Here is a 16,852-nt window from a genome sequence, read left to right on the forward strand (position 1 = left end):
CACTCGGTGGCTCCATTCACCTCTCCCTTCACCCCTCCCTCGGGAAGGAGAATCCGTGTTCCCAGCCACTCGCCTCAGACTTCCCACCGCCGCAGTGCTGTTGGCACTGGGTCTCACGTTCACCCCCGTGCCGCCCGCGGCCGCCGCACCGGACGAGCCCTCGAAGAGCGCCCTGCCCCAGGTGTGGCCGCGGCCGCAGAGCCTGCACGCGGGGCCCGGCCGGCTCACGGTCCCCGACCGGGTCGTGGCGGTCGTCGGGCGCGGGACCGACCCCTCGGCCCGGCGGGTCGTCGAGAGCGTCCTGCGCGACGCCGGAGCCAAGCGGATCGTGACGGTCGACAAGCCGCCCGCGAAGGCCGGGTTCACCGTCTTCCTCGGCGGCCCGAAGGAGAACACCGCCACGGCCTCGGCGCTGAAGCGCCTCAAGGTCCCCTCCCCCGCCGGACTGCCCTCCGGCGGCTACGTCCTCGCCTCCGGCCGCGCGGACGGCCGCACCCTCCTCGCCCTGTCCGGCACCGACCGCACCGGCACCTTCTACGCCACACAGACCCTGCGCCAACTGGTCACGAGGACCGTGCCCGTGGTGACCGTCCGGGACTGGCCCACGGCCGCCCTGCGCGGTGTGATCGAGGGCTTCTACGGCACCCCCTGGTCGCACTCCGAGCGGCTGAACCAGCTCGACTTCTACGGCCGCACCAAACAGAACGTCTACGTCTACTCCCCGAAGGACGACCCCTACCTGCGCGCCCAGTGGCGCGAGGAGTACCCGCCCGCCGAACTGGCACGGCTCGGGGAGTTGGTCGACCGGGCCGACGCCAACCACGTCCGCTTCACCTACGCCCTCTCCCCCGGGCTGTCCGTCTGCTACTCCTCGGACGCCGACATCGAGGCGCTCACCCGCAAGTTCGACTCCCTGTACGCCATCGGAGTGCGCTCCTTCGCGATCCCGCTGGACGACATCAGTTACACCAAGTGGAACTGCCCGGCCGACGAGAAGGAGTTCGGCACGGGCGGCGGTGCGGCGGGGGCGGCGCAGACGCATCTGCTCAACGAGGTCTGGAAGGACTTCTCGGCCGGCCACCCCGGCCTGCACCCCCTGGAGATGGTGCCCACCGAGTACTCCGACCTCGCCGACTCCCCCTACAAGAAGGCGCTCCGGGAGAAGCTTGACCCGTCGGTGGTCGTGGAGTGGACCGGTGTCGGCGTGATCGCCCCCACCATCACCGCCGACCAGGTCGCCAAGGCCCGTGAGGTGTACGGCCATCCGATCCTGGTCTGGGACAACTACCCGGTGAACGACTACGTCACCAGCCGCCTGCTGCTCGGCCCCTACACCGGCCGCGAGCCCGGCGTGGCGAAGGCGGCGACCGGGGTGACCGCCAACCCGATGGTCCAGGGCGAGGCGAGCCGGCTCGCGCTGTTCACCTCCGCCGCCTATCTGTGGAACCCGGACTCCTACGATCCCCGTGCCGCGTTCCTCGCCTCCGTCCGCGACCTCGCGGGGCCGGACGCCGCCAAGTGGCTGCGGATCTTCGCCGAGAACAACTACTCGTCCCAGCTCGACCCGACCGAGTCCCCGACGCTGAGCGCCCTGATCGCCAACTTCCGCAAGGAGTATGACGAGGACTCCGGCCTCGACCGTGCCGCCGCGGCGCTCCGGTCGTACTTCGCCGACATGACGGCCACGCCCCGTGAACTCCGGGCCCGCCTCGACAACCCCGGGTTCCTGGAGGAGACCTCGGCCTGGCTGGACAAGCTCGGCCGGTACGGCGGCGCGGGGCGCACAACCGTGGACCTGCTGCTGGCGGGCAAGCACGGTGACTCCGACGCGGTCAGCACGTACTGGAACCGGCTCAGGTCACAGCGCAAGGAGCTCGACGCGATCCCCCAGCAGGTGTCCCCGGGCGTGATGGACCAGTTCCTGTACACGGCGATGATCGAGAACGCGCCCGACCCGGGTGTGGACGCGGCCTTCGCGCCCGGTTCCGTCAGCCTGAAGCCGGGCGGTTCCGCGAAGATCACGCTCTCCTTCTCCGACGCGGACGCCACCGCCGCCCGGACGGTGGCGTGGAAGCTGACCACCCCCGACGGTGTCACCGTCTCGCCCGCCGAGGGCACCGCGACCGTCCCGGCCGGGGGCAGCGCGTCCGCGACGGTCACCGTCACGGCCGGGGAGAACGCGAGTGCCGGGGTGCGGTCCGTCGGGGTGGCGGGCGAGGGCGTACTCGACCGTGCGCTCCCGGTCCAGGTCACCGACGGCACCGGCTCGTCGAGGGCGCTGACGGCCGACTTCAGCGGGGCATCGGTCAGTTCCGTCGATCTGTCCTCGAAGAAGACCACGAACATCGCCGTGGGCAACAACCCCGGCGAGGTGGTGACGAGCGCGGACGGACGCACCGCCTACGCCGCCAACCAGGGCTCGAACACGGTCAGCGTGATCGACGTGGCACAGGCCAAGGTCACCGCCACGGTCCCGGTCGGCAAGGTCCCCGCCGGGCTCGCGCTCACCCCGGACGGCCGCACCCTCTGGGTCGCCAACTACTCGGACGGCACGGTCCAGCCCGTCGACACGGCCTCCCTCACTCCGGGAGCGCCCGTCGAGGTCGGCAACGGGCCGGAGAACATGGCGATCACACCCGACGGCCGGACGCTCTACGTGCCCAACATCGCGGACAACACCGTCACCCCGGTCGACCTGGCCACCCGGAAGGCCGCTGCCGCCGTCCCCGTCGGTCCGAGCCCCTTCAACATCGTGGCCGCCCCGGACGGGAAGACGGTGTACGTGTCCAACTCCGGTGGCTCGACGGTCACTCCGATCGACACGGCCACGAACGACGCCAAGCCGACCCTCCTGGTCTCGGGCCAGGCCTACGGTCTCGCCCTGTCACCCGACGGCCGGACCCTGTGGGTCAGCCCCAGCACCGGCGACACCGTCACGCCCCTCGACACGGTCACCGGCGCCCCCGGCAGGACGGTGACGGTCGGCAGGTCCGCCTTCGACGTCGCCCTGGACTGGAACGGCGGCACGGCGTACGTCACCACCGCCGACACGGGCGCCCTGGTCCCCGTCGACACGGCGTCCGGTGCCGTCGGGGCACCGCTGAGGACCGGCGCGTATCCGCTGGCCGTCGCACTGACGCCGGTACCCGTGAAGTGAGACGGGAACGGCCGGGGTCCCGTCGAGGGGCCCCGGCCGTCGCCTTCGGTCCGGTTCAGCTCGCGGTGCGGCGGATCCGGCCCGCGTACTTCTTCTCCAGCTCCAGGTTGCCCTCGAAGCCGCCGGGCACATTGGCCGAGACATAGACCGGGGGGCGTTCGCCGGCGGCGAGGAGGCGGCCGGCGGCCTCGGCGACGGTCATCTGCACCAGCATCACGCCGGTGAGCGTGGACAGGGCGCAGACCGAGCCGCCGCCGGGCAGTTCGAGCAGGGAGTCGCCGCGCGGGGCCGCGTTGTCGAGGACGACGTCGGCGATGTCGGCCAGCTTCCGCCCGCTGGGATGGGCGGCGGGGACGGCCCGGGTGTGGGCGAGGGAGGTGAGGGCCAGGACGCGGTGGCCGTGCTCCTTGGCGTGCAGGGCCATCTCCACGATGACGTTGTTGACGCCGGAGTTGGAGATGACGACGAACAGGTCCTGGGGGTTCGGGGCGGCGAGGTCGTAGATCCGCCGCGCCACCCCGGGCTGCCGTTCGAGGAGCGGGTCGTCGAGGACGGACGGGTTCTCGCCGCCGTAGAGGACGAGGTCGGCGATGCTCAGCCGGTTGGTGGGGACCAGTCCGCCGGCGCGGCCGGCGAGTTCGAGGACGAGGGCCTGCGAGTGGCCTGTGCCGAAGGCGTGGACGACCCCGTCCGCGCGCACACACTCGGCGACCAGGTCGGCGGCGGCGGCCACATCGTCGCGGGCGGACTCGATGACCTGCCGGAGGGCGGCGAGGCTCTCCCGCGCGAACCCCTGGGCGCTCACAGACTCGACAGACACGCGACCACACTCCCCACTGATGGATTGAACCACCCTATACTTCTCCATCGATGAATCCATAAACCATATCGGGTCCTGGTATTCAAGTCATGCAGCGAAGGGTGGCTGATACCTTCTCCCCATGCCTCCCACGGACGTCACCACACTGATCCGCACCGAGCTGCCCCGGCTGGCGGGCTCCCTGCGGAAGGTCGGCGAGCTGATCCTGGAGGATCCGGCCGCCGTCACCCACTGCTCGGCCGCCGAGCTGGGCCGCCGCACCGGCACCTCCCAGGCGACGGTGACCCGCTTCTGCCGGGCCATCGGACTGGATTCCTACCAGCACCTGCTGATCGAACTGGCCCAGGAGCGCGGCCGGGGCGAGGTCTCCGACTGGGGGACCGCCGAGATCGGCCCGGACATCTCGCCGGACGACAGCCTGGAGCGGGTCGTGCAGGTCGTCGGCAGCGCGGACCTGCGGGCGGTGCAGCAGACCATCGAGCGGATCGACCTCGACGCGGTCGAGCGCGCGGCACAGGCCACCGCCCGGGCCCGGCGCATCGACGTCTACGGCGTCGGCGGCAGCGGGGCCGTGGCCCAGGAGACCGAGACCCGGCTGTTCCGGATCGGCTGCGCGGTGCGCGGCTGGACCGAGGTGCACGCCGCGACCACCTCCGCCGCCCTGCTCACCCCCGCCGACGTGGCGATCGGCATCTCCCACTCCGGGGCGACGCGCGAGACCATCGAGCCGTTCGAACTGGCCAAGGAGCGCGGGGCCACCACCATCGCGATCACCGCCGACACACGCTCGCCGCTCGCCCGGGCCGCCGACGTCCGGCTCGTCTCCTCGTCCTCGGAGACCAGTTTCCGCACCGGCAGCATCGGTGCCCGGCACAGCGCGCTGGTGCTCATCGACTGCCTGTACGTCCGGGTCGCCCAGCTCTCCTACCAGCGCGCGAGCGCCTCGCTGGCGCTGACCGACCACATCGCCGGGCAGCACGCGGTGAAGTCCCGCCGGGGCAGGTGAGCGCGGGTGAGCATGGCCGAGGGGGGCGCGAGGCTCGGCGAGCATGGCCGAGGGTGCATGGATGAACCACCAAGTTGACGTGATGATGGTTGTTTGAATCATTCCTGCCGTGCAGGATGGGGCTCCCCCCAGAGCACTCGTAGGAGTCCCATGCGCGTCACCTCTGTCGAGTCCACCGAGCTCTTCACCGGGACCACCGAACAGCCGCGCCAAGTGGTGGCCGTCGAGCTGAGCCACGCCCCGGGCCGTACCGTCCGGCTCAGCGTCGAGGGCCTGGGCCTCAGCGGCACCACGGAGACCACCGTCGGCGAGGACGGCACCGTGCGCGCCGAGATACCCGTCACCGGCGAGGACCTGGTCCCCGGCGACCGCCGCGAGATCACCGTCACCGCCAGGGACGGGGCCGAAGTCACCACCCGCACCGGTGCGTTCACGGCGGCCGAGCCCGGCTGGACCATGTTCATGGTCAGCCACTTCCACTACGACCCCGTCTGGTGGAACACCCAGGGCGCCTACACCGAGACCTGGGACGTCGCCGACGACCCGGCGACGAGCGGCCTGCCCGCCCGCACCTTCGACTCGCGTGGCCAGTCCGGCATGAGCCTGGTCCGGGCCCACTGCGACCTGGCCCGCCGCGACCCGGCGTACACCTTCGTGCTCGCCGAGGTCGACTACCTCAAGCCCTACTGGGACGCCTTCCCGGAGGAGCGCGCCTTCCTGCGGCAGCTCATCCGCACCGGCCGCGTCGAGATCATGGGCGGCACCTACAACGAGCCCAACACCAACCTCACCGGCGCCGAGGCGACCGTGCGCAACGCCCTGTACGGCGACGGCTTCCAGCGCGGGATCATCGGGGCCTCGCCCGAGACGGCCTGGCAGCTGGACGCCTTCGGGCACGACCCGCAGTTCCCCGGGCTGATGGCGGACGCGGGGGTCAGCTCCAGTTCGTGGGCGCGCGGGCCGTTCCACCAGTGGGGGCCGACGCTGTCGGTGTTCGGCGAGGAGCCGAGGGACCCGGGCCGGATGCAGTTCCCGGCCGAGTTCGACTGGATCGCCCCGTCGGGGCGCGGCCTGCTGACCGCCTACATGGTCAACCACTACGGCGCCGGCTGGGCGATCGACAACCCGCCCACCCTGCCGGAGGCGAACGCCGCCGCGTACAAGCTCTTCCAGCGGCTCAAGCAGGTCGCGCTCACGCGCAACGTGCTGCTGCCGGTGGGCGGGGACTACGCGCCGCCGTGCCGCTGGGTCATGGACATCCACCGCGACTGGAACGCCCGGTACGTGTGGCCGCGGTTCATCAGCGCGATCCCCCAGGACTTCTTCACCGCCGTCCGCGCGGAGCTGGAGGCGGAGGGCCGCAAGGCATCGCCCCAGACTCGCGACATGAACCCGGTCTACACCGGCAAGGACGTCTCCTACATCGACACCAAGCAGGCCCAGCGATACGGCGAGACGCTCCTCGCCGACGCCGAGGCCTGGGCGACGCTCGCCTCGCTCGTCACCGGGCGTCCCTATCCGGACGCGGCCCTGGACAAGGCCTGGCGGCAGCTCGTCTACGGCGCCCACCACGACGCCATCACCGGCTCGGAGTCGGACCAGGTGTACATCGACCTGATGACCGGCTGGCGGGAGCTGCACGACCTGTCCGTGAGCGTGCACGCCGACGCGACCCAGGCCCTGGCCGACCAGGTGGCCCCCGGCGACGGCCCCGACCTGGTCGTGTTCAACTCCGCGACCTGGGCACGGCGGGACGTGCTGACGGTCGACGACCCGGGCCTCGTCCCGCGGGGGCTCCCCGCGGTCCGCGAGGACGGCCGCCTGCACGTCGTCGTCCCGGAGGTGCCCGGCATGGGCCTCAAGGCGCTCCCGCTCGCCGAGGGGACGGTCCCCGGCTGGGAACCCGCCGAAGGCCTGACCATCCGCAACGAGTTCTACGAGGTGACGGTCGACCCGGCACGCGGCGGTGGCGTCAGCGGTCTGCGCGCGATGACCGAGGGCGGCCGGGAGCTGCTGCGGCCCGGGGACATCGGCAACGAGATCGTCGTCCAGGAGGAGTACCCGAGGCACCCGCGCTTCGGTGAGGGTCCCTGGCACCTCACCCCGACCGGCACGACCGCCGCCCGCAGCGGGGACGTGACCGCCGAGGTGCGCGCCGAGCACTCCGCCGCCGGTTCCCGGATCACCGTCACCGCCGACCTCGGCCTCATCCGCTACACCCAGCGCCTGACGCTGTGGCAGGGCGTCGACCGGCTGGACGTCAGCACGACCCTCGACGGGTACGACGGCGCCGACCGGCTGATCCGGGTGCGCTGGCCGTCGGACGTACGGGGCGGGCTGCCGGTGCACGAGGTGGCGGACGCGGTGATCGGGCGCGGGTTCGGGTTCGTGGAGGTGGACAGCGAGCGGTTCCCGTGGACGCTGGACAACCCGGCGAACACCTGGTTCGGCCTCGGCTCCACCGCACGGGTCGCGGTGCACGACGAGTCCGGCACTCTCCTCGGGCACCGCTCGATCGGTGTCGCCGAACTCGTGTACACCGACTGGGACATGGCGGGCGACCTCGGGGCCCCGCTCGCGGCGGCCCTGGTCCGGGCCGGGGTCACGGCGACCTCGACCATCGCGGGCGGGCCCCGCTACGGCGACCTGGAGGTCGACTCCAACCTCCCCGACATCCGGATCGCCGTCGGCGGACCCGACCGCAACGCCGTGGTCGCCGAGGCGCTCGGCTGGGACCCGGCGGCCGGGCGGGAACTCAGGCGTCAGCTCGCCGAGCGGGGCGTGGCCGCCGTCTGGGTCGCGCCGCGCGCCTCGCTGCGCGAGGAGTGGATCCCCGGGGCCGACCTGCGCGACCTGGAACGTCTGCCGCTGCTCGTGGTGGCGGGCGCCCGCCCGGAGGACGACGCCAAGGCGGTCGACGCGCTCGTCGCCGACCTGGACGACTTCACGCTGACGGCCACGGCCGCCGGTGGCGGCGAGGCCCTGCCGCCCGGTGACTCCTGGGACGGACGCGGCTTCGCCGTCCTCAACCGGGGCACGCCCGGCTGTGTGGTGACCTCCGCCGGCGACCTGTACATGTCCCTGATGCGCTCCTGCACCGGCTGGCCGTCCGGGATCTGGGTGGACCCACCGCGCCGGACCGCCCCCGACGGCTCGGGCTTCCAGCTCCAGCGCTGGTCGCACACCTTCGAGTACGCCGTCGTCGCGGGCCCGGGCGACTGGCGTGAACTGCGCCTGCCCCAGGCCGGGCACGCGTACAACCGCCCGCTGACGGCACGGCTCCGTCGCTCCTCGGGCGCCCTCCCGAGGGACGTCGCTCTGCTGGGCCTGGAATCGGACGGCGAGGTACTGCTCGACGCGCTCAAACCGGCCGGCTCCCCGCTGGCCCGTGGCAGCTCGGTGCCCGTGGACCCGGGGCAGGGCGTCGTCGCCCGCGTGCACGAGGCCGACGGGCGCCCGGTGCGGGTCCGGCTGACCGGACCGGTCCCCTGGTCGGCGGGCACCCGCGCCGACGTCCTGGAGACGCCCGGGGAGCCCCTCACCCCGGACACGGACGGCGTTCTCGAGGCCGGCCTGACCGGCTTCGAGGTCGCCACGATCCTGGCCACCCCGGCCCACGCGCCGGACCTCGCCTCCGGGCCGGGCATCGACGCCCACGAGCCCGCCCAGCCGATCGCCACCCGCTACTGGCTGCACAACTGCGGCCCCGCCCCACGCGGCAACATGCCCGTAGCGGTCTACCTCTCCCCCGCCACCCTCACCGCCGACGGCCCGGTCACCGCGACCGTCCGGGTCTCGTCGGAATTCACCGACGCCCCGGTGTCGGGCACGGTGACCTTCGAGACCCCGCCCGGCTGGACCACCGACCCCGCCGAACTCCCCTGCACCCTCGCCCCCGGCGGCTTCACCCTCACGGACATCACGGTGACCCCACCCCCGGAACCCGCCCCCGGCCGCCACTGGCTCGCCGCCCGGCTGTCGTACGGCGGCCAGACGTACGAGGACGTGGTGGCCCTGGACGTCCCGGACGGCCACACGGGCCCGACTCTGGTGACGGATCTGGGAGCCGAGCGGGTGACCGTCCGCCGAGGGGAACGGGCCCGAGTCCCCGTGACCCTGCGCAACCCCACCCAGGGCCCCGTCAACGGCACCCTCTGGGCCGTCTCCTCCTGGGGCACCTGGCCCGGCGTCACCCCCGGCAGCCAGGGCTTCACCGTCCCCGGCGGGCAGCAGACCGAGTCCGTGATCGAGGTCGACGGCACCGCGATACCGCCGGGTTCGTACTGGCTGCTGGCGAAGACGGCCTGGCACGGCTGCGTGGCGTACACGAGGGCCGTGGAGCTGGTGGTGACGCCATGACGGGAGATCACGCGGCACGCGTCCGGGGCGAAGCGATCCCGAGGGAACGCGTGGCTGCATTCCTGAGTGGGGGCGGTACATCGCCCTTTGGGGGCGCGGGGAACTGCGCGACCAGCCACGACGCAGCGGCACAAGCAAGACGACACCGCCAACAACGGCGCTGGGCAACCCAGGTGGTCATCGCAGACGAACTCGCCCGCCGCGCCTGCGCAGAACGAGGTCTCCCCCCACCGCCCGACGCACTCCCGATGCACCTGCTGAACGTCCCCGAACCCGACGTCGCGACCCTCGGCAGCATCATCGCGGCGGCCCTCACCCACTCCCCCGCCGCCCGAACCCTGCTCACCGAACTGAAGGACGAGCAGGACATCCCCGAGGCGGCCGTACGCGACTACTACGACCGCAACCGGGACCGCTTCCTCACCCCCGATGCCCTACGCCGCGGTGTCGACCCCTACGACGTACCAGCAGCCTCGGACATCCATCCGTACGGGCAGGTACGCCACGGCATCGAAAGCGAACTGCGCCAAGCCGCAGCCCACCGCGCCTTCTTCACCTGGCTCGACGAGGCCCGGGCGGGCGTCGAGTACGCCGAGGGTTACGAACACCCCGGCGATCCCACGCACCAGGATCACGAACACCACCACTGAGCAAAACCATTGACCTCCGATGAATTCTGGTCCACATTTTCATCAATCGAAGTCCGACTTGGTGATTTGATCCAGCGACTCGATCCAGCGACGACTGGTCCCAGGAGGGCAGCAATGCGCGCAAGAAGACTCACCGGATCCCTGACCTGTCTGGTCGTCCTGACCCTGACGGCAGCCGGCTGCGGCCTGTCCGGCGGTGGTTCCGACGGTGGTGACGCCACCGCCGGCGGCTGCAAGGTCGACAAGGGCAACGTCGGTTCCGGCAAGCTCTCCGGCGAGGCCAAGGGAAAGATCACGTTCCAGACCACCAACCTGAAGAAGGACTTCGGGAAGTACTTCAACGGCGTCATCGACGCCTTCGAGAAGGCGCACCCCGGCACCGAGGTCAACTGGATCGACGACCCGGGCGACGCCACCTTCACCCAGCGCCTGGTCGCCGACGCGCAGGGCTGCACGCTGCCGGACGTGGTGAACATCAACGTCAACACGGCGGTGGCGCTGACGAAGAACGGCTACCTGCTGAACCTGGACACCAAGGCACCGGACGCGGGCAAGCCGTTCGCCCCCGCGCTGTGGAAGTCCAGCATGTACGCCGACGCGGACGGCAAGAAGGTGCACAGCGTGCTGCCCTGGTACTCGGGCGGCATCGTGCAGACCTTCAACACCGACCTGATGAAGAAGGCGGGCCTGGACCCGGCCAAACCTCCGACGACCGTGCTCGGCCTGTTCGACGACGCGGAGAAGGTGGCCAAGGCCTCCGGCGGCAAGTACTACGCGTTCCTCGCCAACCCGCAGCTGCGCATCCCCGCCGACTGGCAGCAGATGGGCATCGAGGTCCTCTCGGCCGACGGCAAGAAGTTCACCTTCGCCGACGACCCGAAGACCGCGCAGTGGGTCGAGGCCATGACCAAGCTCTACAAGGCCGGCGGCATGCCCAGGGACTCCCTGTCCTCCACGCAGGACCCGGCCAACGTCTACGGCCAGGGCAAGCTCGTCTACGGGCCCACCAACCCCAACTTCCTGCGGTTCATCCAGCAGAACAACCCGAGCGTCTACAAGAAGACCGGCGTCGCCCCCTTCATGCTCGACGCCCTCGGCCACACCGTCGGCGCCCCGCAGTACGTGGGCGTCGCGTCCACCAGCAAGAACGCCTCCACCGCGCTGGCCTTCGCGCGGTTCCTGACGAACGCCGAGAACCAGCTCGCCTGGGCCAAGGACCCGAACGTCGTCATCTTCCCCTCCACCACGGCCTCCCTGAACGACCCGTTCTTCCAGTCGGTCAAGGGCGACGACCCCTTCGCCGAGGCCCGCAAGATCGTCGCCAGTGACCGCAAGACCGCCACGGCCGACGAGATCGCCCTGACGCCCGGCGAGCTGAACGCCATCTCGGCCCAGATCCAGCTGGCCATGCAGGGCAAGAAGAGCGCCGAGGACGCTCTGAAGGAGGCGCAGTCCAAGGCGAACCAGCTGATCGAGCAGGGCAGCTGAGGATGACGCAACCGACCGTCCACCAGGCGCCCGTCCCCGCTCCCCCGGGTGCGGGCGCCCGGCGCCCCGGCGGCGCTTCCCTCTCCTCCCGGCCGCCGGGGCCCCTGCGCCGCGCCCTCCGCTTCGTGACGCCCGGCCCGAGCGCCGACGCGGGGGGCGCGGCGCTCCACCGCCGCTGGTGGCTGCCCTGGCTGTGGATGGCCCCGGCGATCATCGGCGCGACCGTGTTCGGGGTCTTCCCGTTCCTCAACACGGTCCTCGTCTCCTTCACCGACGCCAAGCCGCTCGGCGGGGCGTACAACCTCGTCGGCCTGGACAACTACCGCCGGATGCTGGGCGATCCGGACTTCTGGCTGGCCACCCGCAACAGTGTGCTGTACGCGCTGATCGTCGTCCCGCTGATGGTGCTGCTGCCGCTGCTGCTCGCGATCCTCGTGGAGAAGAACCTGCCGGGCATCGGCTTCTTCCGCTCCGCCTTCTACACGCCGGTGCTCGCCTCCAGCGTGGTCGTGGGCCTGAGTTGGCAGTGGCTGCTGAGCGACCAGGGACTGGTCAACACCTGGCTGCAGAAGGGCCACATCGTCCGGGACGCCATCCCGTTCCTGTCGGACTCGTGGCTGATCCTGCTGTCGGCGATGGGGCTGACGCTGTGGAAGGGCCTCGGCTGGTACATGATCTTCTACCTGGCCGCCCTCGGGAACGTGCCCAGGGAACTGCACGAGGCGGCGGCCGTGGACGGTGCGGGCGTGGTGCGCCGCTTCTGGCACGTCACCGTGCCCGGCGTCCGCACCTCGATGATGCTGGTCGGCACCCTGACCGGCATCGGCTCCCTCAGGGTCTTCACCGAGATCTACATGCTGGGCGGTTCCACCGGCGGCCCCGGCGGCGCGGACCGCACGCTGCCCTTCTACATCCGCGACGTCGGCCTCGACCCGCTCACCGGCAACGCCGGCTACGGCGCCGCCGTCAGCGTCGCCCTGTTCGCCCTGACCCTGGGCCTCACACTGCTCGCCCAGCGCCTGACGAAGGAGGACGAGGCATGACGACCGCCGTCGACAAGCGCCGCCGTGTGATGCCCCGCTGGCGGGACTACGGCCGGCCGCGCGAACTGGTCGTCCGCTATCTGCTGCTGGTGTTCGTCCTCTTCATCACCGTCGGCCCGCTGCTGTGGCAGTTGCTGTCGTCCCTCAAGGGCGCGGGCGAGGACGTCTTCGGCGCCGGTGCCTCGCTGATCCCCCACCACCCGACCCTGCGGGCCTACCGGGAGATCTTCGACCAGGTCCCGGTGTGGACGTACATCGGGAACAGCCTGGTGATCGTCGCGCTGTCCGTCACCAGCCAGCTCGTCTTCTCCACCCTGGCCGGCTACATGCTCTCCAAGCCCGGCTGGAAGGGCCGCAAGCTGGTCTGGGTGGTGCTGATGGCGTCCATGATGTTCCCCTTCGAGTCGATCATGGTGTCGCTGTTCCTCAGCATCCGGGACATGGGCCTGGTCGACCATCTGGCGGGTGTCTGGCTGCCCGGCTTCGTCGCCGCGATCAACGTCCTCATCATGCGGGCCGCGTTCCTCGCCGTGCCGCGCGAGATCGAGGACGCGGCGATGCTGGACGGGGCGGGCGAGTGGAAACGCTTCCGCCATCTGTATCTGCCCTCCGCCTACGGCGCGATCCTCGTCGTCACCATCAACACCTTCATCAGCGCCTGGGACGACTTCCTGTGGCCGCTGATCGTGCTGCGCTCGGAGGAGCACTTCACACTGACGCTCGGTCTCGCCCGGCTGCAGAGCTCCTCGTTCGGCTACGACCAGCGGATGGTGATGGCCGGCTCGGTGATCTCCGTGATCCCGGTGCTGGTGCTGTTCGTCATCACCCAGCGGTGGTTCTACAAGGGCGTCTCGTCCGGTGCCGTGAAGCTCTGACCGACCCGGAGCCCGACCGGTACGGCGGTCAGGGCCCGGCGCGCCGACTCCGCGACGCGGATCTCGACCGTGCCGGGCAGGACCGCCGTCTCCAGGTCGGCGCCCACCTGGGCGAGTCGGCCGGGCCCGAGATCGAACGCGACCGTACGGCACTCTCCCGGCTCCAGATCGACGGCCTGAAAGCCCCGGAGTTCCAGTGCGCGCGGCCAGACCGGCGTGACGAGCCGGCGCAGGTACAACTGCGCGACGGTAAGGCCGTGCCGTTCCCCGGTGTTGGTGACGTCGACCTCGACGGTCCGCCCCGACAGCCGTGGCGGCCCGTAGGCGAAGCTCGTGTACGACAGCCCGTGCCCGAAGGAGTACAGCGGCTCGGCGCTCTCGTCGGCGTAGCCGCCGTACTCGGTGTCCTTGTGGTTGTAGTGGACGGGCAGTTGACCCGCCGAGCGCGGTACGGAGACGGGCAGCCGGCCGACGGGCTCGGCCCGTCCGAGCAGCACGTCCGCGATCGCCTGGCCTCCCCAGGGGCCCGGATACCAGGCGGTGACCAGGGCGGCGGCCCGTTCGGCGGCCTCGGGGACGGCGTGCGGGCGGCCCTGGACGAGGACGACGACGGTGGGTGTGCCGGTCGCCGTGACCGCGTCGAGCAGGGCGTGCTGGGCCGCGCCGAGCCGGAGCCCGGCCAGGTCGACGCCCTCTCCGCAGGTCATCTCGGACACGACGGTGCGCGCGGCGCCGTTGGCGTCGAACTCCGTGCCGGGCGTACGGGCGCTGCTCCCGCCCAGCACGAGCACGGCGATGTCGGATGCGGCGGCCTCGGCGATCGCCCCGGGGATGCCGGAGAGGTCGTCGCCGGTGAGGGCACAGCCCTTGGCGTGGCGTACGTCGACGCCGGTTCGCCGGAGCGCGTCGAGGACGCTGATCCCCGTATCGGGGCGTTGCGGGGCGGTGTAGTCGCCCAGTTGGTGGGCGACGGTGCCGGCGTGCGGCCCCAGGAGGGCGATACGGGAGCCGGTCGACAGGGGCAGCACGCCTTGCTCGTTGTGGAGGAGGGTGACGGCGGCACGGGCGAGTGCGGTGCTCAGGTCGCGTCCGACGGCGGGGTCCGGGAACGGGCCGGCGCTGTAGGGCTGTTCGAAGAGACCCAGGCGGAACTTGAGCCGTAGCACCCGGGCGACCGCCCGATCCAGGGCCTCCTCGCTCACCAGCCCCCGTTCGACCGCCTCCTCCAGATGAGTGAAGCCCTCGTCCCACAGGCTGAGGTCGACCCCGGCGTCGAGGGCGAGGGCACCGGCGGAGACCTTGTCCCCGGTGACGCGGGCCAGCCGGTCCACGGCCAGTCCGTCCGCCATGACGAGTCCGTCGAAGCCCCAGCGGTGGCGCAGCAGTCCGGTGAGCATGGCGCGGTTGCCGCAGCAGGGCATCCCGTCGACCTCGTTGTAGGCGGCCATGACGGCGGCGGCCCCGGCGCGGACACCGGCGTGCGCGGCGGGGAGGTGGATCTCGTGCAGCTCGCGGAGACCGATTTCGGACTCGGCGGAGTTGCGGCCGCCGACGGTGGCGCCCTGCCCGGCGAAGTGCTTGAGGACGACGGGGGCCTTGTCCGGGGCGAACGCCCCGTCCGGTCCCCGCTCCCCCTGCATGCCGCGTACGAGCGCCTCGGTGAGCCGGGCGGCCAGGTACGGGTCCTCGCCGAAGCACTCCTCGGTCCGGCCCCAGCGCGGATCCCGGGCGATGTCCAGGGCCGGGACCAGGGCGACGTGGCCGCCCCGGGCACGCAGTTCGGCGGCGGCGTGGGCGGCGGCCCGTTCGTAGAGCCCGGGGTCCCAGCCGGCGCCGACGGCCAGGTTGACGGGCAGGACCGTGCCGTCGAGGGCCATGTGCCCGTGCGGCACCTCCTCGACGAGCAGGGCCGGGATGCCGAGCCTGCTGTGCTCGACGACATGCCGCTGGACGAGGTGGGCCAGTTCCGCTCCGTCCCCGGCGCCTGATCCGGTGGTGTGGCCGACACCCGACCAGGCGTCGGCGCGCAGCAGCCCGTACAGGGCCCCGAGTCCGGCGAAGCGCTCGGTCTCGGCGCGGAGGGTGTCGGTGAGTTCGAAGCCGCCGTCGGGGGTGCGGCGGTAGGCGTCCCAGCCGTACATCCGCTGGTTGAGCTGTCCAACCTTCTCTCGCGGGGTCATGCGTGCGATCAGGTCACGGACGCGGTCGTCGACCGGGGCGGTGGCGTCGCGGTACGGGGGCGTGCCCTGCTGTGTGGCGGTCATGTACGGCCCTGGTGGGCGAGCCGGGCCAGGGCCACGGCGCCCAGGCGGCCGTCGGGGACCCAGTCGAGGGTCAGGCCGAGGGTGTGGAGGCGGGCTTCCAGGCGCGAGGTGAGCGGTCCGTCGGGCCCGAGCAGGCCTCCGGTGGCCACGACCCGCTCTCCTGGGCGTGGGTCCAACGCCCTCACCGCGTCGGCGAGTTGGTCGGCTGCCTCGTCCAGGATGGCCAGGGCGACGGCGTCCTCGGCCGCCTCGGCGACCAGGGGCGCGAGTCGCGCGAGGCGGATGGGGGGCTCGGCCATGACGGCGGGGAGCACGTGTCTGCGGTAGGCCTCGCGGTGGGGGCGGGACCAGGGGGTGTCGTCGTGGGGCGGGAGGGGGCGCCGGTCGGCCGGGGAACCGGCCCCGGCCGGCCGGGTCGGCCCGCTCGCGGGCGACGGGACCGCCTCGTCACGCGACGCCCCCTCCGCGACGCCCCGGACCACGTCGGGGGACAGCCTTCGCACCACGCCGCCGGCGACGCCCCCGGCCGCTCCGCCGGGCAGCACCTCGCCCGGCACCCCGAGTTCTCGCCCCACCGTCTTCGCCAGCACGGTCGGCGCGCCCCTCCCGTCGGCCATCCGCAGTGCGGCCCGGACCGCCGCGCGGCCGATCCAGAAGCCACTGCCGTCGTCGCCGAGGAGCCAGCCGTCGCCGTCCACGGTGGCGGTGCCGCGGCGGCCGGTGATGCGCATGGCGACCGCGCCCGTGCCGGCGACCAGGGCGAGACCGTCGGCCGGGGCGCCCGGGGCGGAGGCGAAGGCCGCCTCGATGTCGCTGCCGATGACGGGCGGGCCGGCGTCGATGCCCAGGTGACGCAAGGCGGCGGTGAGGGCGGCCAGGGCGTTGCGCCGCCCCGGTTCGTCTGCGGCGGCGTCCGTCGCGCCCGCGAAACCGCCGGCCACGGCCACGACCCGGGCACGGAGGGCCTCGGGCACGGCCTGTCCGACGGCCTCGGCGAGATGCTCGGTGAGCTGCGGCACCGGGACGGTCAGGGCGTTGCCCGGCCCGGCGGAACCCTCACCCAGCGGACGTCCGTCCGCGGCGGCCGCCACGACCGCCCGGGTCCGTGTGCCGCCCGCGTCGAGGCCGACCACCAAGGACGGGCCGCCTTGACGCTCCTGGTTCAATTCATTACCCATCGCCGACTATGG

10 protein-coding genes are annotated in these 16,852 nt (G+C 72.1%); 7 read left to right on the forward strand and 3 right to left on the reverse strand.

Annotation, left to right across the window (positions count from 1 at the left end; all coding sequences use genetic code 11):
- Nucleotides 1–55: 55 nt before the first annotated feature.
- The gene (locus AC07DF_RS30305; protein ID WP_478978354.1) at nt 56–3,157 is read left to right on the forward strand and encodes a beta-N-acetylglucosaminidase domain-containing protein; all 3,102 of its coding nucleotides are present in this window, start codon (nt 56–58) and stop codon (nt 3,155–3,157) included.
- 55 nt (nt 3,158–3,212) lie between these two features.
- Here AC07DF_RS30305 and AC07DF_RS30310 read toward each other — a convergent pair whose 3' ends face one another.
- The gene (locus AC07DF_RS30310) at nt 3,213–3,977 is read right to left on the reverse strand and encodes a sugar isomerase domain-containing protein (protein WP_478978357.1); all 765 of its coding nucleotides are present in this window, start codon (nt 3,975–3,977) and stop codon (nt 3,213–3,215) included.
- Between the two features lie 121 nt (nt 3,978–4,098).
- Between AC07DF_RS30310 and AC07DF_RS30315 the strand changes: the two genes are divergently transcribed.
- The 6 genes from AC07DF_RS30315 to AC07DF_RS30340 all read left to right on the forward strand — a co-directional run bounded on the left by AC07DF_RS30315 (nt 4,099) and on the right by AC07DF_RS30340 (nt 13,398).
- Nucleotides 4,099–4,983, forward strand: coding sequence for a MurR/RpiR family transcriptional regulator (locus tag AC07DF_RS30315; protein ID WP_478978360.1), 885 nt, complete (start codon nt 4,099–4,101; stop codon nt 4,981–4,983).
- Nucleotides 4,984–5,133: 150 nt separating this feature from the next.
- Nucleotides 5,134–9,342, forward strand: coding sequence for a glycoside hydrolase family 38 N-terminal domain-containing protein (locus AC07DF_RS30320; protein ID WP_478978363.1), 4,209 nt, complete (start codon nt 5,134–5,136; stop codon nt 9,340–9,342).
- Between the two features lie 248 nt (nt 9,343–9,590).
- The gene (locus AC07DF_RS30325; protein ID WP_478978366.1) at nt 9,591–9,992 is read left to right on the forward strand and encodes a hypothetical protein; all 402 of its coding nucleotides are present in this window, start codon (nt 9,591–9,593) and stop codon (nt 9,990–9,992) included.
- A gap of 114 nt (nt 9,993–10,106) precedes the next feature.
- Nucleotides 10,107–11,480, forward strand: a complete 1,374-nt coding sequence (locus tag AC07DF_RS30330; RefSeq protein WP_478978369.1) for an ABC transporter substrate-binding protein — start codon at nt 10,107–10,109, stop codon at nt 11,478–11,480.
- A 2-nt stretch (nt 11,481–11,482) separates the two neighbouring features.
- A complete protein-coding gene (locus tag AC07DF_RS30335) occupies nt 11,483–12,523 on the forward strand; it encodes a carbohydrate ABC transporter permease (RefSeq protein ID WP_478978372.1) in 1,041 nt (346 codons plus the stop codon).
- Nucleotides 12,520–13,398 (forward strand): carbohydrate ABC transporter permease, encoded by an 879-nt coding sequence (locus tag AC07DF_RS30340; RefSeq protein WP_478978375.1) that lies wholly within the window; start codon nt 12,520–12,522, stop codon nt 13,396–13,398. Before AC07DF_RS30335 ends, AC07DF_RS30340 begins: the two co-directional genes overlap by 4 nt.
- On the opposite strand, the gene AC07DF_RS30345 is transcribed toward AC07DF_RS30340, so the two are convergent.
- Both AC07DF_RS30345 and AC07DF_RS30350 read right to left on the reverse strand, forming a co-directional pair.
- A complete protein-coding gene (locus AC07DF_RS30345) occupies nt 13,362–15,662 on the reverse strand; it encodes a glycoside hydrolase family 3 N-terminal domain-containing protein (RefSeq protein ID WP_478978378.1) in 2,301 nt (766 codons plus the stop codon). The genes AC07DF_RS30340 and AC07DF_RS30345 overlap by 37 nt on opposite strands.
- On the reverse strand, nt 15,659–16,840 hold the full coding sequence (locus tag AC07DF_RS30350) for an N-acetylglucosamine kinase (RefSeq protein ID WP_478978381.1): 1,182 nt from the start codon (nt 16,838–16,840) through the stop codon (nt 15,659–15,661). Before AC07DF_RS30350 ends, AC07DF_RS30345 begins: the two co-directional genes overlap by 4 nt.
- Between the last annotated feature and the right edge of the window lie 12 nt (nt 16,841–16,852).

It is taken from the genome of Streptomyces sp. NPDC044719, from assembly GCF_056433405.1.

Coding starts and splice junctions, on each gene's coding strand:
- AC07DF_RS30330 (WP_478978369.1), top strand. CDS start 10,107: ATGCGCGCAAGAAGACTCACCGGATCCCTGACCTGTCTGGTCGTCCTG.
- AC07DF_RS30345 (WP_478978378.1), bottom strand. CDS start 15,662: ATGACCGCCACACAGCAGGGCACGCCCCCGTACCGCGACGCCACCGCC.
- AC07DF_RS30315 (WP_478978360.1), top strand. CDS start 4,099: ATGCCTCCCACGGACGTCACCACACTGATCCGCACCGAGCTGCCCCGG.
- AC07DF_RS30335 (WP_478978372.1), top strand. CDS start 11,483: ATGACGCAACCGACCGTCCACCAGGCGCCCGTCCCCGCTCCCCCGGGT.
- AC07DF_RS30320 (WP_478978363.1), top strand. CDS start 5,134: ATGCGCGTCACCTCTGTCGAGTCCACCGAGCTCTTCACCGGGACCACC.
- AC07DF_RS30350 (WP_478978381.1), bottom strand. CDS start 16,840: ATGGGTAATGAATTGAACCAGGAGCGTCAAGGCGGCCCGTCCTTGGTG.
- AC07DF_RS30340 (WP_478978375.1), top strand. CDS start 12,520: ATGACGACCGCCGTCGACAAGCGCCGCCGTGTGATGCCCCGCTGGCGG.
- AC07DF_RS30325 (WP_478978366.1), top strand. CDS start 9,591: ATGCACCTGCTGAACGTCCCCGAACCCGACGTCGCGACCCTCGGCAGC.